The 16,531-nt window shown below is 53.1% G+C and carries 14 protein-coding genes; 11 read left to right on the forward strand and 3 right to left on the reverse strand.

From position 1 onward, the window contains the following. The first annotated feature begins 81 nt into the window (after positions 1–81). Both NSS79_RS03155 and folE read left to right on the forward strand, forming a co-directional pair. Positions 82–333, forward strand: coding sequence for a YneF family protein (locus NSS79_RS03155; protein WP_038585565.1), 252 nt, complete (start codon positions 82–84; stop codon positions 331–333). 50 nt (positions 334–383) lie between these two features. After that, entirely contained in the window at positions 384–977 is a 594-nt protein-coding gene (gene folE, locus NSS79_RS03160; RefSeq protein WP_038585568.1) for a GTP cyclohydrolase I FolE, read from the forward strand. Positions 978–1,067: 90 nt separating this feature from the next. Here folE and NSS79_RS03165 read toward each other — a convergent pair whose 3' ends face one another. Both NSS79_RS03165 and NSS79_RS03170 read right to left on the reverse strand, forming a co-directional pair. After that, on the reverse strand, positions 1,068–2,243 hold the full coding sequence (locus tag NSS79_RS03165; protein ID WP_342438247.1) for a Fe-Mn family superoxide dismutase: 1,176 nt from the start codon (positions 2,241–2,243) through the stop codon (positions 1,068–1,070). 258 nt (positions 2,244–2,501) lie between these two features. Continuing rightward, positions 2,502–3,542 carry an alpha/beta fold hydrolase gene (locus NSS79_RS03170; protein ID WP_340895012.1) on the reverse strand — a complete coding sequence of 347 codons (1,041 nt, stop codon included), beginning with the start codon at positions 3,540–3,542 and terminating at the stop codon, positions 2,502–2,504. 288 nt (positions 3,543–3,830) lie between these two features. Here NSS79_RS03170 and NSS79_RS03175 point away from each other — a divergent pair, with 288 nt between their 5' ends. Together NSS79_RS03175 and NSS79_RS03180 are read left to right on the forward strand one after the other, a co-directional pair. Further along, positions 3,831–4,577 carry an IclR family transcriptional regulator gene (locus NSS79_RS03175; protein WP_340895011.1) on the forward strand — a complete coding sequence of 249 codons (747 nt, stop codon included), beginning with the start codon at positions 3,831–3,833 and terminating at the stop codon, positions 4,575–4,577. A gap of 164 nt (positions 4,578–4,741) precedes the next feature. After that, positions 4,742–6,973: a helix-turn-helix transcriptional regulator gene (locus NSS79_RS03180; protein ID WP_342438248.1), complete on the forward strand. Its 2,232-nt coding sequence runs from the start codon at positions 4,742–4,744 to the stop codon at positions 6,971–6,973. Between the two features lie 174 nt (positions 6,974–7,147). On the opposite strand, the gene acnA is transcribed toward NSS79_RS03180, so the two are convergent. Further along, complete coding sequence (acnA, locus tag NSS79_RS03185) at positions 7,148–9,889, reverse strand: aconitate hydratase AcnA (protein ID WP_342438249.1); 2,742 nt, start codon at positions 9,887–9,889, stop codon at positions 7,148–7,150. Positions 9,890–10,155: 266 nt separating this feature from the next. Here acnA and NSS79_RS03190 point away from each other — a divergent pair, with 266 nt between their 5' ends. The 7 genes from NSS79_RS03190 (at position 10,156) to NSS79_RS03220 (ending at position 16,413) form a co-directional block, all read left to right on the forward strand. Beyond that, a complete protein-coding gene (locus NSS79_RS03190) occupies positions 10,156–11,184 on the forward strand; it encodes an amidase domain-containing protein (protein WP_342438250.1) in 1,029 nt (342 codons plus the stop codon). 19 nt (positions 11,185–11,203) lie between these two features. Next, a complete protein-coding gene (locus NSS79_RS03195) occupies positions 11,204–12,295 on the forward strand; it encodes a D-alanine--D-alanine ligase (RefSeq protein WP_342438251.1) in 1,092 nt (363 codons plus the stop codon). Between the two features lie 49 nt (positions 12,296–12,344). Beyond that, the gene (locus NSS79_RS03200; RefSeq protein WP_038585586.1) at positions 12,345–12,662 is read left to right on the forward strand and encodes a hypothetical protein; all 318 of its coding nucleotides are present in this window, start codon (positions 12,345–12,347) and stop codon (positions 12,660–12,662) included. Next, entirely contained in the window at positions 12,659–13,666 is a 1,008-nt protein-coding gene (uvsE, locus tag NSS79_RS03205) for a UV DNA damage repair endonuclease UvsE (RefSeq protein WP_342438252.1), read from the forward strand. Before NSS79_RS03200 ends, uvsE begins: the two co-directional genes overlap by 4 nt. Before the next feature lie 162 nt (positions 13,667–13,828). Next, positions 13,829–14,707, forward strand: a complete 879-nt coding sequence (locus NSS79_RS03210; protein WP_342438253.1) for an inositol monophosphatase family protein — start codon at positions 13,829–13,831, stop codon at positions 14,705–14,707. Between the two features lie 22 nt (positions 14,708–14,729). Beyond that, positions 14,730–15,020 carry a hypothetical protein gene (locus NSS79_RS03215; RefSeq protein WP_052091784.1) on the forward strand — a complete coding sequence of 97 codons (291 nt, stop codon included), beginning with the start codon at positions 14,730–14,732 and terminating at the stop codon, positions 15,018–15,020. 106 nt (positions 15,021–15,126) lie between these two features. Beyond that, positions 15,127–16,413, forward strand: coding sequence for a stalk domain-containing protein (locus tag NSS79_RS03220; protein ID WP_340895001.1), 1,287 nt, complete (start codon positions 15,127–15,129; stop codon positions 16,411–16,413). Positions 16,414–16,531 lie beyond the last annotated feature (118 nt).

Here is a 16,531-nt window from a genome sequence, read left to right on the forward strand (position 1 = left end):
GTCCAGTTCTTGAAATGCTATGATAGATTCGCATGCCCGCAGCGGGCGCTGCAGACAATTGAGTACAAAGGTGGATTCCAGATGAACATTGTATGGCCTATTATTACGCTTGTTGTTGGTCTGATCGGCGGATTCTTTATCGGTGTATATTATCTACGCAGACAAATGACAACGATGCAAAATGATCCGGAAATGCTGCAGAAGGTTGCGAAGCAAATGGGTTACAACCTGAACGGCAAGCAAATGCAGCGTGCACAGCAAATGATGAAGAACAATAATCAGCCTGGACGTGCTCCTGTTGCAAACAAAGGGCAGCGGCGCAAGGGCAAGTAACACGGCCCCGATAGATGAAGGTATACGCGGGTGCGGAAGGGGGAGGTTTCATGGGGGGCATCAAGGAATACGTAAACGGCAAGGTCTCGGTGAACCGCGAGCAGATCGAGTACCATGTTGAGAAGATATTGGAGTTAATCGGAGAGGACACCGGCCGCGAAGGGCTGTTGGAAACACCGGCACGGGTCACGCGGATGTACGAGGAGATATTTGGCGGTTATTCGATAGATCCCCGAGAGGCGCTTGGTGTAACTTTTGATGAATCTCACGAAGAGCTGGTCATTGTAAAGGATATCGTCTATTACAGCCAATGCGAGCATCACATGGCTCCTTTCTTCGGCAAAGTGCATATCGGCTACGTCCCAAGCGGGCGTATTGCCGGACTAAGCAAACTGGCCCGTCTCGTTGAAGCGGTTAGCCGGCGTCTGCAGGTGCAGGAGCGGATCACGACTCAGATTGCCGACATCATGACCGAGGTGCTGAATCCTCATGGGGTCATGGTCGTCGTAGAAGGCGAGCATCTGTGCATGTGTGCCCGTGGGGTGAAGAAGCCCGGCAGCAAGACGGTGACCATGGCGACGAGAGGAAGCTTCCGTGAGGATGCTGCCGCACGCGCGGAGTTTTTGGCTTTGATCAAGGAATAGGATGATAGGGGAGATTCTCCCGAATTTGTACACATACAGAGCCCTGCTTTCACTTTAGATGAGAGCAGGGCTCTATTTATTTCGAAAATCTCAAAAGGGCTGCCAGACCAGCTTGCGGGCGGCGGCATAACGCTGTGAGACATAAGGCCAATTGACGACCTTCCACCAATCTTGAATATAGGCGGCACGGTTGTTCTGATGCTTGAGGTAATAGGCATGCTCCCACACATCCAGGGCGAGCAGCGGCACAACATCCCATTGCGACAAATTCTGGTGTTTCTCAGCAGTGAGGATTTCCAGTCTGCGGCTGCGCGGACTCCAGACAAGAATAGCCCAGCCACCGCCTTCAACCTTATTCGCTGCTTCGGTGAATTGCGCTTTAAAGGCATCATAGCTGCCGAAGCTGCGTTCAATGGCGTCCAGCAAGGCGCCGGTCGGACGTCCGCCGCCTTGTGGAGACATTACGTTCCAGAAGATGGTGTGAAGATAATGCCCGGCACCATTAAAGGCAAGCTCTCGTTCCCAATGTTTGACGAGATCGAAATCGTTGGTTTTGCGGGCTTCCGCCAGCTTAATTTCTGCTTTGTTCAGTCCGTCTACGTAGCTTTGGTGATGTTTGTCATGATGGATGGTCATGGTCTTCTCGTCGATATACGGTTCAAGCGCACTATAAGCATAAGGGAGCGGAGGCAGCTTATGCCCGCCTATAGGCACAGAACCGGGTTCACGGGTTTGGGCTGCCGGGGTTGCCGGCCCAAACCCGCTGCCGCTGCCCTCTGTAGAAGCTACAGACGCAAACTCCGCAGGGTCCGCTGCGCTTTCCCGCATTAGAACGGATACCTGTCCGGGTGTGCTCAGCCCCCCCAGAACAGCAAGGAAATACTCGGACTCGCGAATAATATGCAGCAGTACAATAGCAGCCAGCGGCTGGGCTTTCACTGCCTTGCTGCTTTCGCACAGTGCGTATAGCTGGCGGATGAACTCACGCGACTGGGAACAGACCGTCTGCAGCAGCAGCTCTGTTTCGGCAGCGAGTTCATGCTGTCCGGCAAATGCCGGAGTGAGCGAAGTTTCCAGCAGCCGCCGCGCGGCTTGCTCTGTGGCACCAAAGACGACAGCCCATTCATCGAGCAGTTTGACATAAGGCTCTTCCAATTGAGGCACAATTGCTTTGATGACTTCGGTATGCTCTTTCTCCTGGGTCTTCCAAAATACAGTTTCTTCGAGTATTCGTGCTGGCAGCAACGGTCCGTATACATATAACATTACATGCAGTCCTCCCGTCCGATATCTTAAACGGTTCATTATATGAGCGGAAGCAGTGTCTTATGTGGCCTTGCCTGGAGAAAACATCTTTGAAGGGATTAAGTGCAAAGCTGCAGACTGCAAAGGGTCGGCTGATTTATGTATATGGGCTTTGGTAAGGCGGCAGCAGCTAAACAACAAAAATAGCGTGCAGAGTTGTATTTTATGAATACATTCTGCACGCTATTATTTTTGAACAAAGATGATGCCTTAGTGAGGTTATTTGCCGGCAATGGAAGTCTGCTCATTCTCCTGGCTCTTAGCCAAATGCACATTGCCCAGAAAAGCGGAAACACGGCGCAGATATTCGCGGGGATGCTCCCGGAACAGCAGCTCATGGTGGCTGTTTTCGACGATCCACGAATCCGAGTAAGGGTTGCTCTGGTTGGCTGCAAGCTCTTCGGCAATCGGGTATGGCGCCTTGTCATCCTTTGTGCCGTGCATGAACAGAACGGGGAAAGGATAGTCTTCAGCTTTTACCTTGGAATAAGGAATTTGATTCAGCCCTGTGCCGTTCAGTACCGGGAAGAGCAGCTCCATAATTTCCAGGGAAGGCTGGCGGGGAAGATCGATATTTTGCTTGATGTTATGGTAAAGTGTATCCGGCTCCAGCAAAAAGGTGCTGTCCAGAATCATCGCATCGACGTCCTCGGTAACTAGCCCCGCCTGAAGCGCTGTGCCGGCACCCATGGAGAAGCCCCAAACGACGATCTCTCCGGCTCCCCGGTCCTTGGCGAACTGTATGGCGCCTAAGAGCTGCTGTGATTCTTTTTTGCCGCCGGTAGCGATATCCTTGTTGGTCTGGGAAGCGAAGCCATAGTCGAACATGACGACGTTGAAATTCAGGCTATGGGCATAATGGGCCAGATCATACATCGGTACCCAGGATTCCTCGCGGTTGGCGCCGTAGCCATGACTGAAGACAATGGTTTTGGTAGAGTCCTTGGACGGGATATACCAGCCCTGCATCGTCCGGCTTCCGTCATGCGCCTGAAAGGTCACATCTTCATAGTCCAGCCCCTTGGCCAGTGAAGGGTTGGAGTACAGGGGGGCCACTGTAGGATTAGACAGCACCCAGGCAATATAGCCATGCAGGGCAATGAAGCAGAACACAAAGAAGAAAAATACGGATAACAGCAATGCAACTACAATATGTTTAACGCGAATCATCCCCAGTGAAAGGTTGGGGGCGATGTCTGACTTATCCTCCTTGGTCTTGCGTGAGACCGGTCTGCCGGTACGGTGGGTTGCCAGATCCATAAGATCCACTCCTAAAATCGCAAAGTCAAAATCAAACTGAATTGTTTCATGTTATGAACTATTTCCATTTGTATCGGCATAATTAATTCATATGTTTAATCGTATGGGGACGCCCTCATAAAGTCAATGAATTCGCCGTTTTTGTAATCTAACTGTAAAGTGCGGCCCAGCCTTTTCCTGTTAGTTAATATACTGGACTTTCCTTGGGCTTTTGCTCTAAGATAGAATTAACTATGTACAATTATGTAACCGGGTTTCATTTAATGAAACAGGTAAGGGGAGATTGCTGTGGAGGATCGTAAACTGACCGTACGCGCTGTAGAGCGGGCGCTGGATATATTGCTGTGTTTTACGAAGGAGAATGATGATCTAAGTTTGACTGAGATTGCTGCCAAAATCGGCCTCCATAAGAGTACTGTGCACCGGCTGCTCACTACCCTGGAGGAGAAGGGCTTTCTGATGCGCAATGAAAGTACCGAGAAATACCGGCTCGGTATGCGGATTTGGGAGCTGTCGACCCATCTGCCAACGCTGGATGAGCCGGCGGCACTGCTGCTTCCGGCGATGGAGCGGCTGCGCGACCGGCTGGGAGAGACGGTCAGCCTCTATCTGCGCGACGGTCTGGAACGTGTGCGCATTCAGGCTGTGCAGAGCCGGCAGGCAATCCGCCGGGTGGCACAGATTGGTGCCCGGCTGCCCTTATCTGTTGGCGCCTCCAGCAAGGTGCTGGCCGCCTATGCGCCGCATGAGGTGCAGATCCGGCTGCTGGCAGATCCGGCTTGGCCGGAAACTGTAGATAGAAGCCTGTACTTGGAGCAGCTTAAGGAAATTACCCGCCGGGGCTATGCGACCAGCTTCGAGGAGCGGGAACCAGGGGCTGCTGCAGTGGCTGTGCCTATTGTCGGCCGCAATGGCAGCGTGGTGGCAGCCCTTTCCCTGTCCGGCCCTGTCAGCCGCTTGTCCCGGGAAACTCTCGAGGAATATGCTGTGATTCTTTCGGAGAATGCAGCCGAAATGGGATTGATGATGGGGTAATCGGGAAAGTCTGGTTATGCAGTCGAATTATGGGGGTAAATTAAAGAGAAAGCTGCCAGAAGCAGTAATATTCAATTTGTAACTATAGGGAAAATGAACTATGATAAAAAAATTATAGGATTCAGATTTTATAAGTAATTATACTTTTTATTCCGGGGGGATGGGTGATTCCATTGAGCGCTGCAGTACCCGATTCATTAATGGAAGAGATTCAACAACTTCAAGACACATTCGGTGCTGTTACGAGTCAGGCTCTTGTGCTAACGGATCAGGAAGGAAATTTGATAACCCGTCCAACCATTGCAGGAAGGTTTTATAAGGAGATCATTGACTCCTTGCAGCACATACACCGTCCCTTTGAGCAGACACTGCGCCGCTTGGGGGCCTTGTCACATCCTGCTGTCTTGGACCGGTGGATTCCCGGATTGAAGTATATCATTACCCCGCTGGTTCCGGAGTACGGAGAGATTTACTATCTCTGGTCAGGCCTCTATATGGAGGAAGGTGCGAAGGAACTGGTATTGCAAGCCTTCGAGTCCAAGATGAAGAATCATCCGGAATATGATCAGCTAAGTTCCGAGCTAGCTGCCTTACCCGAGAGCAGTAGTGAACGTATATTCGAGATCAGGGACAAGATAGCCGTTCTTGGCAGTATCCTGTGCAAATTAATAGGAGGCTCTGCCCTTAAGCCGGTGACGGAAAGAAATACTATGATGATTTCGCGGCTTCTGACTCATCTGGAGGAGGATTTCCTGAAGATTGAAGAGGTGCTCCAGCAACTGGCAGGGACTTTTTCAGCCGCCGATTTGTATGCCTTTGCCAAGGAGAACGATCAAGGGCAATTCAAGGTGAATTATGCTGCGGGAAAAGAGGCACATCTTTTACTGAATGCTGTATTTCCGCAAGGGGACGGTTTTTTTGGACAAGCGGTCCTCGGCAAAGATCCGAGACATTGGAAAGACATTGCCAAGGATCCAAGATCTCTTTACTTCACCCGGCGGGGGATGACGCAACCGGAATGCCTGTCTTGTTATCCGGTTTTGATCAACAACGGCAAAAGGGCGCTTTTGCTGGCAATCAGCTTTGGAAGAAATGAACAGGTTCAGGGCTACGACCGGCAGGAGCAAATCGTCGCCTCTTTGCTGGGAATATCCGACCGGGGAGAAATGCTGCTGCGCAGGGGAAAACTGCTTGAAGAAGGAACGTTCCTTCTTAAGGAAGCTGCCAGACTGCTGCCGCAAGCGTTGTCAAGGAAAGAGCTGGGTATGCAACTGCTGGATGTTGTCATGGCCATGCCTTTTTATCCCTCATCCACGTTGGTTTACTTTCAGGAAATCGAGAGTTCAAACATTACGTATTTTTCCAGAGGCTGGACCTCAGATGAGGATGCATTGTATGTCAAAGGGCTGGAGTCCCGCTACTCGCAGCAATCCTTTCTCTCGTCTGCTGTCATCTTTGAGATGGCAGGAGGTTCGGTTCTGCTCGAATGTCCGCTGCTATCCGGGAACGAGTTCAAAGGACTGTTGTCTGTCGGATTCAGGGGGCGAAGTGAAGCGGAGCAATGGCAGACCTTCATCGAATCGGTAGCCTGTCTGGCCACTGTTGCCATTCGTCTTCTGGAGAAGGAAGAAAGGTATATCGGGCAGGCTGAGGCCTTTATGACCGAACTGCGCCGTTACCTCCAGAATGCAAACGCTGAACTGAGCAGTCTATCGCTGGACGCTTCCGATATGGCGGTAGATTTTGCCCGTTACATAGGCTTGCCTGAAGAGGAAGCTGAAAGGGTGGGGAAGGCAACTCTGCTGTCTCCTTTCCATATTGAAGCGTTAATGGATTTTGGATATTACCCGGATGAAATCTCGCTGCTGCAGCAGGTGGACGAGTTGGCCTCTCAATTCTTTACTGTGGAAAAGCCTCCCTTGCTTCTATCCGGCCAGGTGCTTGCACTGATACTGCAGCATACAGGAAGAGGTGCAGACCAGAAACATCTGGGCAGCCCTCCGCACAAATGGATTGATCCATCCAGATACAGCAAGGACTACAATATTGCTTCCTGGATTGAGGATGAACGGATATCCTCGTTCCAGTCGTTTCTGCTGAGCCGGGAGGATTCGCGGCCTAAGAAGAGAATCGTATCGGCAGCGAGGCTGCTGGATAGCCCGGCATTGACTGCACTCAAGGAAGAATGGGGGGTCTCACCCCGGGAAGAAGAAGTACTTGAGCTGATTGTCCACGGGAAGACGAATAAGGAAATTGCCAACACGCTGTTTATCAGCGAGCATACCGTCAAAAACCACCTGAGCCGCATCTTTAACAAGATGAACGTAACCGACCGCTCGCAAATTATTGCACTTATCTATAAGGTAATCCTCGATGCCGAACGCATCGAGATTTAGGCCCGATCCGAAGCTGCAGATACCGCTTGGATTAGATGAAGCTTCACCACAGGGCAAGCTGAATAGCCCCCGACAATCTCCCTTACGGGATTGTCGGGGGCTATTTAGTCTGTTTCAACGCTGTCAGGATGGAACACAAGCACAGTGGGTTCCATCCATCCTGACCAGCTGTAGTTATTCTACAGGCAGCGCAGTTTCCGAAGCGGCATCAGCCAGCATCTGGCGGAGTACCGTCTGCAGAATGCCGCCATTGCGGTAGTAGTCGATGTCAACGGTGCTGTCTAACCGGGCAATGACCGGGAATTCAAACTGTGTGCCGTCCTCGCGGGTGGCGGTAACGGTCAGTTCCTGGCCTGGCAGCACGTAGTTGTCGAGTCCGGTGATATTGAAGGTCTCGCGTCCGGTCAGTCCCATGCTGCTCCAGCCGTGGCCTTCCTGGAATTGCAGCGGCAGAACGCCCATGCCGACCAGATTGCTGCGGTGAATCCGCTCGAAGCTCTCGGCGATGACCGCCTTGACCCCAAGCAGCAGCGTACCTTTGGCGGCCCAGTCGCGTGAGCTGCCTGTGCCGTATTCCTTGCCCGCGATAACGATCAGGTTCTGTCCAGCCGACTGGTACAGCATGGACGCATCGTAGATCGACATCACTTCTTCGCTCGGCAGGAAGGTGGTTACTCCGCCTTCCGTACCCGGTGCAACCGCGTTGCGGATCCGGATGTTGGCGAACGTGCCGCGCATCATCACCTCATGGTTCCCGCGGCGTGAGCCGTAGGAGTTGAAGTCGGCGCGTTCCACGCCATGGCTGCGCAGATATTCTCCGGCAGGACCGGAGGTGGAGATATTGCCTGCCGGCGAAATATGGTCGGTAGTGACGGAGTCGGCAAGCAGCGCTAATACCCGCGCGTTGCTGATGTCCTTGATATCTCCGACACCATCCGCCAGATGCTCAAAGAACGGCGGGTTCTGGATGTATGTGGAGTTGTCATCCCATTCATACAGCTCGCCTTCCGGCACGGGAATCGAATTCCAACGTTCGTTGGCAGTAAATACATTCTCGTATTTACGCCGGAACATCTCGGGACTCAGGGAGAGGCTGATTGCTTCACGAATCTCTGCAGAAGTCGGCCAGATGTCTGCAAGGAATACAGGCTCACCCTGCGGATCATAACCCAGCGGCTCAGTCTTCAGATCAATGTTCACAGTGCCGGCCAGGGCATAGGCTACAACGAGCGGCGGGGAGGCCAGGTAGTTTGCTTTAACCTGGGCATGCACACGGCCTTCGAAGTTCCGGTTGCCGGATATTACTGCAGCTACTGTCATATCATGTTCTGAAATGGCCTGGCTGACTTCATCCGGCAGCGGGCCGGAGTTGCCGATACAGGTAGCGCAGCCGTAGCCGGCCAGATAGAAGCCCAGAGCCTCAAGCGGCTTCAGAAGATCGGCTTTTTCCAGGTATTCCGTAACCACAAGCGATCCCGGAGTGAGACTGCTCTTCACATAGCCTGGCTTAGTCAGACCGCGTTCCACGGCTTTTTTGGCCAGCAGTCCGGCTCCAAGCATAACGCTCGGGTTGGAGGTGTTCGTACAGCTGGTGATCGCTGCGATTACGACGGCACCGGCGCTGAGCTTGCTGGTGCTGCCATTCTTGTGCTGTACTTCCACGACTTCGGCAATCTTCTCATCACTGAGGCCGTAGCCTCCCTTGTCAACAGGGGTACGGATGATACCCTCGAAGTTCTCTTTCATATGTGTCAGCTCGACACGGTCCTGCGGACGTTTCGGTCCGGCAAGGCTCGTAACAACAGAGGCAAGATCAAGCTCGATGACGTCGCTGAACTGCGGGTCCGGTGTATCCGCGGTGCGGAACATGCCTTGAGCTTTGTAATAGTCACCTACCAGCTCGACCAGTTCATCCGGACGTCCGGTGCTGCGCAGGTAGGCCAGCGTTTCTTCATCAACCGGGAAGAACCCGATGGTCGCTCCGTATTCGGGAGCCATGTTGGCTACGGTCGCACGGTCAGCAAGGCTGATGTTGGCAAGGCCCGGTCCGTAGAACTCTACGAATTTGCCGACAACGCCTTTCTTGCGCAGCATTTGCGTTACTGTCAAGGCCAGGTCGGTTGCCGTAGCACCTTCCATCAGGCTGCCTGTAAGCTTAAAGCCAACTACATCCGGTGTAACAAAATACAGCGGCTGCCCAAGCATGCCTGCTTCGGCTTCAATACCGCCTACACCCCAGCCGACGACTCCGAGGCCGTTGATCATAGTGGTGTGGGAATCTGTGCCGACCAGGGAATCGGGATAGACTACAGTTTCACCGTCAACGGACTTGGTAGTGGCCACGGACGCCAAATACTCCAGGTTGACCTGATGCACAATTCCTGTTGCCGGCGGAACAGCGCGGAAGTTGTTGAAAGCAGTCTGCGCCCAGCGCAGGAAGCGGTAGCGTTCTTCATTGCGTTCAAATTCTACATTCATGTTGTATTCGAGCGCATCAGCGGTGCCAAAGGCATCGACCATGACAGAGTGGTCAATGACAAGGTCAACCGGAACGAGCGGGTTGATCTTCTTGGGATCGCCTCCCGCTTTCTTGACGGTATCGCGCATTGCAGCGAGATCGACAACCACGGGCACACCGGTGAAATCCTGCAGGACGATCCGCGCAGGAATAAAAGGAATCTCTTTATTGCGGTCTATGCCACCTGACCAGCCGGCCAGCTGTTTTACATGCTCTTCCGTGATCGCCCGTCCGTCATACTGGCGGACAGCCGCCTCAAGCAGTACTTTGATGGAAAATGGCAGGGATGAAATGCTGCCTGCGCCTTGTTCTTCAAGGGAATTAAGATGATAGTAGCGGTAGGTTTTGCCGCCTGACTCCAGGTTCTTAGCCAGGGAAAAATGGTCCTTGCTTGGCATATATGCGCCTCCTCGTTTCATCTGGTGAAACATCATTTCATATTGTTTGTATGTTAAGTATAACGGTTACAAAGGGGGGAGTAAAGTTTTTTTTCCTGCTTTTTCACCCGGATTTGCCCTGTCCGGCAGGCTATCATGCGCTTTGCCTAAAGCTTGGAAATTAGCTTGGCCTGCTTATCATTCACTGATTCCATCTGTATAGCCGCAGGTATTCCTTCATATACATAGGACAGCAGCCAAACAGGGATGAAAGGGCGGGAAACGGGATGGAATTAGAGTGGAAGAAAAGCTTGTATGTTTATGTGGATCAGTTAAACAAGGCACGGGTGGCACCGGGGGCCGAACCGCGCCGTACTGCCGTCATGGACCCGCGTTATCTCGTGGCACAGGGGGAGCGCTCCCGGCGGCTTGCCCAGTGGTATAACCGCCGGGGGATTACTCCTCTGCGTGCGGAGACCGGCGTCAGGACGCTGCGCACCGTCCGCCAGAATCCGGGTGAGGTCGTAGCCGATGTAGCGCTGCACAGTGCACTGTATTATGAGAAGGGCGGAATGACGCACCGTGAGGATACGATTGAGACGGAACGTCTGACTTTTGTGCGGGAGGGCAGCGCCTGGGAGATAGCCACTGTGGAGCGCAGTGTGCAGGAAAGAAATACGCAGCGCAGAGCACTGGATGCGGATCCCGCACTGCGGTTGTCCAAATGGGGCGAGGTATTGCCTGCCCCGCAGCCGTCGCAGCCACTGCTTAACCGGAATGTGCTCCGCGGGATTGCCGGATCGAAGGAGGTCCGTTACCGCCGGGAAGAAGCGGCGGCCTATGCTGACCGCTGGTGGAAGGACGGCAATCCAGAGTTTGAGGTTTTTGATGTGGACTGCACAAATTATGTGTCTCAATGTCTCTTTGCAGGGGGCGCACCTATCAACTATACTGGTAAAAGAGAAACCGGCTGGTGGTACAAAGGCTACAATGGAACGCAGGAATGGTGGAGCTTCAGCTGGGCTGTGTCGGACAGCCTGCAGCGCTATTTGAGCGGGGAGCGGAGCAGCGGACTTCGCGCTGAGGCCGTGGAGCGGCCGGATCAGCTCATGCTTGGCGATGTCATCCTGTACGACTGGGACGGCAACGGCCATTACCAGCACAGCACGATCGTCACTGCTTTTGACGCGGGCGGAATGCCGCTGGTGAATGCAAGAACGGTCAGCAGCCGTCACCGCTTTTGGGATTACCGTGATTCCTATGCATGGACCGACAGAACGGCCTACCGTTTTTTTCATATCAATGACTACTTATAATTCAGAAAGAGGTTAGGGCATGGGGAACACAAAATTAACCGTAGGACTGGTGTACGGCGGCAAATCCGGAGAGCATGAGGTATCGCTGCAGACGGCATTCGCGGTTATGAACGCTTTTGACTACGATAAATATGAGATTATTCCTTTCTATATTTCCAAACAGGGGCTGTGGAAGGTTGGCGAAACACTCACCGCCGCTTACAGCGGAATTGAGCAGTTGAAGCTTGCCGGGGCAGCCGGAGATATGGGTACAGCGTTGAATGCGGTATTCAGCGGACTAGCGGGCGGGGAGAAGAGCATTGATGTGATGTTCCCGCTGCTGCACGGCACCAATGGGGAAGACGGTACGATTCAGGGCCTGTTTGAAATGGCGAATATTCCTTATATCGGCGCAGGCGTGCTGGCTTCATCCGCAGGTATGGATAAGGTCGTGATGAAGAAGCTGTTCGGTGAAGCGGGTCTTGCGCAATGCGAGTACTGTTATTTCAACGCTGCCGTATGGAAGCACAAAAGCCATGAGCTGATTATGGGAGTAGAGGATAAGCTGGGTTACCCTGTGTTCGTCAAGCCGGCCAATCTGGGCTCCAGTGTGGGCATTTCCAAAGCCATAGATAAGGAAAGTCTAATCAAGGCTGTCGATTTTGCTTTCCGCTATGATACCAAGGTCATCATTGAAGAATTTGTTGATGCCCGCGAGGTGGAGGTTGCTGTACTTGGCAATGAGGAACCCGAGGCTTCCGTTCCGGGTGAAATCGTCTCTTCCGGAGAATATTATGACTATGCGGCAAAATATATCGACGGCAAATCGCAGATGCTGATTCCGGCTCCTGTCGACCCTGAGGTGGCGGACCGCCTGCGTGAATCGGCGATTGCTGCCTTCCGGGCGATCGAAGGCAGCGGAATTACCCGTGCCGACTTCTTCGTACGGAAATCCGACGGCCAAATTCTGATTAATGAAGTGAATACAATGCCGGGCTTTACGCCGTTCAGCATGTACCCGCTGCTGTGGCGCGAGACAGGTGTATCGTATCCTGCTCTGCTGGACCGCATGATCGAGCTGGCGCTGGAACGTTACAAATATAAACAAGGCCTTAAATACGACAATGAATAAAATCAGGTGAGCGGCGGGATCCTTCCGGCCGGAAAGGAGAGACAACAGCATGGGTTTTCAATCGGAATTCAATTCGGTCTGCAAGTTCAAGAATGAGCAGGAGCTGTATGAACTGCTGGAGTACGGCCGCACCAAGATGGTGAAGCAGGGTTTTCGCGTGTATCCGACCGGCCAGAAGGTTATTGCCTATACACCGGAGAATGTGGCTGTGGCGATCGTCAAGATCTCCGCTTCGATCGCGGAGATCAACTTCCAGGGCAATGAGGTTACAGCGGTCGAGATGGAGCTGGTACGCAAGCTGAACGAAGAAGAGTCGCGGGTGCAGACGGCGCTTGCCTATGAGATGTTCTTCGGGGAAGAAGGATGATTGTCCGCTTCGGATATGTAGCTATGTCCACCGTCATCCCAGACTGTTCACCCTCCAAGACAATGACGATGGCAAGCTTTGCGAAGCTGAACGACCGTGAAGCCGGGCTGCGGCGTCTGGAGACCCTTGCGAAGACGAACCTGCATAATACGCTGCGCCTGCTGAAGCATAATGCCGGCTCAGATATTATGGTGTACCGCATGACTTCCAAGCTGATTCCGCTGGCAACGCATCCTGATCTGCAGGACTGGAACCCTTTGGCCGTACTGGCTGAAGAGTTTGCCGAAGTGGGCAGCTATGTGAAGAAGCACGGGATGAGGGTGTCCTTTCATCCTGATCACTTTACGGTGCTAAGCACGCCCCGTCCCGAGGTGCTGGCGAGTTCTATCCGTGATTTGCAGCATCATACGGATATGCTCGTTGCAATGGGGCTGCCGGCAACGGCCAAGAGCAACATTCATATCGGCGGAGCCTATGGGGACAAGCCTGTGGCGGCAGCTCGGTTCCGGGAGCATTTTGCAGGGCTTGCGCCTGAACTGCAGGAGCGGGTTACGCTCGAGAACGACGATAAGACATTTAACGCGCGGGAGACGCTGGAGGTTGCCCGCAGTCTCGGGCTGCCGATGGTGCTCGATATTCATCACCAGTGGGTGAATAATGAAGGCGAGCTTCCATGGGAGCTGTGGCCGGAGATTCAGAAGACCTGGAAGAGCCCGCTGGCACTGCAGGATGTGCTTCCAGGCGAACTGTTGCCGCCTAAGATCCATGTCTCCAGTCCGCGCAGTCCTTCTGATCCCCGCAGCCATGCCGATGGTGTGGAACCGGCGCCGCTGCTGGCTTTTCTAAAGCGGATTGCAGCAGATACCCCTGCTGTGGATGCCATGATTGAAGCGAAATCGAAGGATGGTGCCCTGTTTGGTCTGATGGAGGCAATGAAGGAGCTGGCGGAAGCCGGCAACGGAATTACGATATTGGACGGGGCCAGTATTAATATTGAGCCGTAACCTGCGCCATGCCAGAAGATTTGGGCAGGAATCCTGGCAGGTTTGACTTGATAAGTAGACTGAAATAAGGTACGTTGAATGAAACTTAAGCAGCAGTGAGCCTGTGTGTAGCAGCAATGTTTCATGGGAGAGCGATTAAGTACAAGAAAGTGGAGTGAAGATATGAATCCTTTAAATCCTGAGAACCGGAAGGAACGGGAGCCCTATGTAGTTACAAGCAAAGGGCACACGGCGGCAGCGATTAACGCGGCAGCCAAAGCGGGGGAATGGATCAAGAGCAGACAAGGTCAAGTGAAGGAGCTGGGCAGCAAGACATCGGCCCAGGACCTGGTAACGGAAGTTGATAAAGGCGTGGAGCAGATGATCCGCCGGCTGATCCTGACCCATTATCCTGACCATGCTATCCTTGGAGAAGAGGGTGTTCAGCCGGGAACAGATTCGGTTGCTGCCGCTCTGGAAGAAGGACGCCAACACGAATACCTGTGGATTGTCGATCCGATTGACGGCACCACCAATTTTGTGCACGGATTTCCGTTCTACTGTGTTTCCATAGCTCTCGCCGTTAAGGGAGAACTTACTGTAGGTGTTATTTACGACCCTATCCGTGACGAGATGTTCGTCGCTGAGAAGGGTAAAGGAGCTTACATGCACGGCGTGCCTACCTCGGTTTCTGCCGAGACGGTGCCTGGGGACAGTCTTATTGCGATGGGCTTTCCGCCGGACCGCATCTTTGCGCAGCCGGCGAATATGGCGGGACTGCAGCAGATTCTGCCTCAGGTCCGCGGCATCCGTGCCGGAGGTTCAGCTGCGCTGCATCTGGCCTACGTGGCGGTTGGCCGGGTGGATGGTTACTGGGAGGTCGGCCTGAGTCCTTGGGATTGCGCAGCGGGCGTGCTGCTCGTGAGGGAATCCGGCGGCAAGGTTACCGATACCTTGGGTAATCCTTATGACATCGGCACTCGCCATGTTGTGGCGAGCAACGGTAAAATTCATGATTATCTGGTTTCATCCCTGAAGGAAGCCAAAGCAACGGGATTTTAGCTTTAAGGAGGCAACTGGAACCATGAGCCGTAATGATGATCTGGAGCGCAAGCTCAGTGAGCTTTTGGAAGACGGGGACATGGAACAGGGCGACAACAAGGACAAAGAAATCCGTCAAATCTCGCCCAAGTATGAAATCCGGATCCAGACTACACTCGATCCTATTGTAGAAGAAACCTTGCGCTACCGTAAAATAGCTTATGAACTGGATGACCGTTATGACAGATATCTGGAGCGTGCAGGGAAGAGCCATGCTCCCCGCAATGCCGAGGGTACAAAGAACAGCACCGGGTCCGGCAGCGGACAGGAATAAGTCACCGGGCCAACAGCAGGAGCGGTTTCCCGATACGGGAAACCGCTCTTCTGCGCAGAGCGGCCGAATGTTAGAATGGAATTATATTACTTTTAGGAGGGGAACGATGCTGAATACATGGAGGAAAATAGCGGCTGCCGGAACAAGCGGTCTGCTGCTGCTCGCCATACTGGTTAGCGCAGGTGCAGGATACGCCAAGGCTGAGGAGGCTGCTGCAGCAACCCAGGGAACGGAGCAGGATATCTTTCGCATTGTAGCACTGGGAGATTCGATTACTGCCGGATATGAGCCGGGGATGACCGATGTAAATGCGAAACCCTACGGTTACGCAGAAAGACTGCTGGAACAGGGGTATTACCATGGAAGAAGCACACTCGGCAATTACGGTATTCTGGGGCTGACCTCAACAGGGCTGCTTAATTATACCGGAGCGATTAAAGACGGGGCTGTGATTACAGCTGAGGGTATTCAGGCAGGGCTGCCCGATCCGCGGATAGAGCAGTTTGCGGCACTGACTCCGCAGATCCGGACCGAACTTGCTCAGGCGGATCTAATTACAGTCACGATCGGCGGAAATGATGTCAGCAGCCTATTCCTTCAGTACAAGCAACTGACGGATGAAGATTTCCAGGCTCAGCTGGAGCAGCGTTTGAGCGCCTACAATACGAATGTGAAGACAGCGCTTGAGAACATCCGTGCCGTGAACCCGCAAGCAACCATTCTGATAGCCGACCAGTATCAGCCGGCTCCCAAATTTGCGGTAAAAGAGGCCTATCCCAAGCTGATGGGCGCAGCGGAGCGGTTGACAGCCATGGCGGACAGTATTGCGGCCAGCTTCGACCAGACCGGAGCACCGGTGCGGGTAGCCCATATTGCCAAACAATTCGTGGGTTTTGAGGGCTCGCTGACACATATCATATCGTTGGATTTTCATCCTACACAGCTGGGATATGAGAAAATCGCCCGGGTGTTTGCAGAACTGCAGTGGGGAGAATACCGCACACCGTCTGTTGCTGCAACAGCGCCGGGATCGGCACCGATGTCGATTGTGGTAAAAGGCACAGAGCTTAATACCCCGAATAAGCCAGTCATTAAGAACGGCCAGAACTTTCTCGCACTGCGCGATGTTCTGAATGCTGTGGGTGCCAGTGGAAAGTGGGACAGTAAGACAGCCAGCGCAACAATTGTTTACGGTGACCGGACGGTGGTTATTACCATTGGCTCGAAGTATATTAAGGTCAATGGGGTAGATCAAGCGATTGAGACACCGGCGTTTCTGCAAAAGGTCGGCAAAGAGGAGAAAACTTACCTGCCGCTTGCCGCACTTGCTACGGGACTCGGTTTCGACGTGAAATACAGCAGCCAGTTGAAGACTGCTTTCATAAATCCATAAAGCTGCATAAGATAATAGTGTAACGCCTTGAGCAAATACTTATAGGTGCAAGTTGCAATTTATAAATCATCATTATGAATTTAGCCCGCATGGCAAAGGTGGATGAGTGTTGTTGTCT

The organism is Paenibacillus sp. FSL L8-0436 (assembly GCF_038593025.1).
Lineage (GTDB): Bacteria > Bacillota > Bacilli > Paenibacillales > Paenibacillaceae > Paenibacillus_AQ.

Coding starts and splice junctions, on each gene's coding strand:
- NSS79_RS03155 (WP_038585565.1), top strand. CDS start 82: ATGAACATTGTATGGCCTATTATTACGCTTGTTGTTGGTCTGATCGGC.
- folE (WP_038585568.1), top strand. CDS start 384: ATGGGGGGCATCAAGGAATACGTAAACGGCAAGGTCTCGGTGAACCGC.
- NSS79_RS03165 (WP_342438247.1), bottom strand. CDS start 2,243: ATGTTATATGTATACGGACCGTTGCTGCCAGCACGAATACTCGAAGAA.
- NSS79_RS03170 (WP_340895012.1), bottom strand. CDS start 3,542: ATGGATCTGGCAACCCACCGTACCGGCAGACCGGTCTCACGCAAGACC.
- acnA (WP_342438249.1), bottom strand. CDS start 9,889: ATGCCAAGCAAGGACCATTTTTCCCTGGCTAAGAACCTGGAGTCAGGC.
- NSS79_RS03190 (WP_342438250.1), top strand. CDS start 10,156: ATGGAATTAGAGTGGAAGAAAAGCTTGTATGTTTATGTGGATCAGTTA.
- NSS79_RS03195 (WP_342438251.1), top strand. CDS start 11,204: ATGGGGAACACAAAATTAACCGTAGGACTGGTGTACGGCGGCAAATCC.
- NSS79_RS03200 (WP_038585586.1), top strand. CDS start 12,345: ATGGGTTTTCAATCGGAATTCAATTCGGTCTGCAAGTTCAAGAATGAG.
- uvsE (WP_342438252.1), top strand. CDS start 12,659: ATGATTGTCCGCTTCGGATATGTAGCTATGTCCACCGTCATCCCAGAC.
- NSS79_RS03210 (WP_342438253.1), top strand. CDS start 13,829: ATGAATCCTTTAAATCCTGAGAACCGGAAGGAACGGGAGCCCTATGTA.
- NSS79_RS03215 (WP_052091784.1), top strand. CDS start 14,730: ATGAGCCGTAATGATGATCTGGAGCGCAAGCTCAGTGAGCTTTTGGAA.
- NSS79_RS03220 (WP_340895001.1), top strand. CDS start 15,127: ATGCTGAATACATGGAGGAAAATAGCGGCTGCCGGAACAAGCGGTCTG.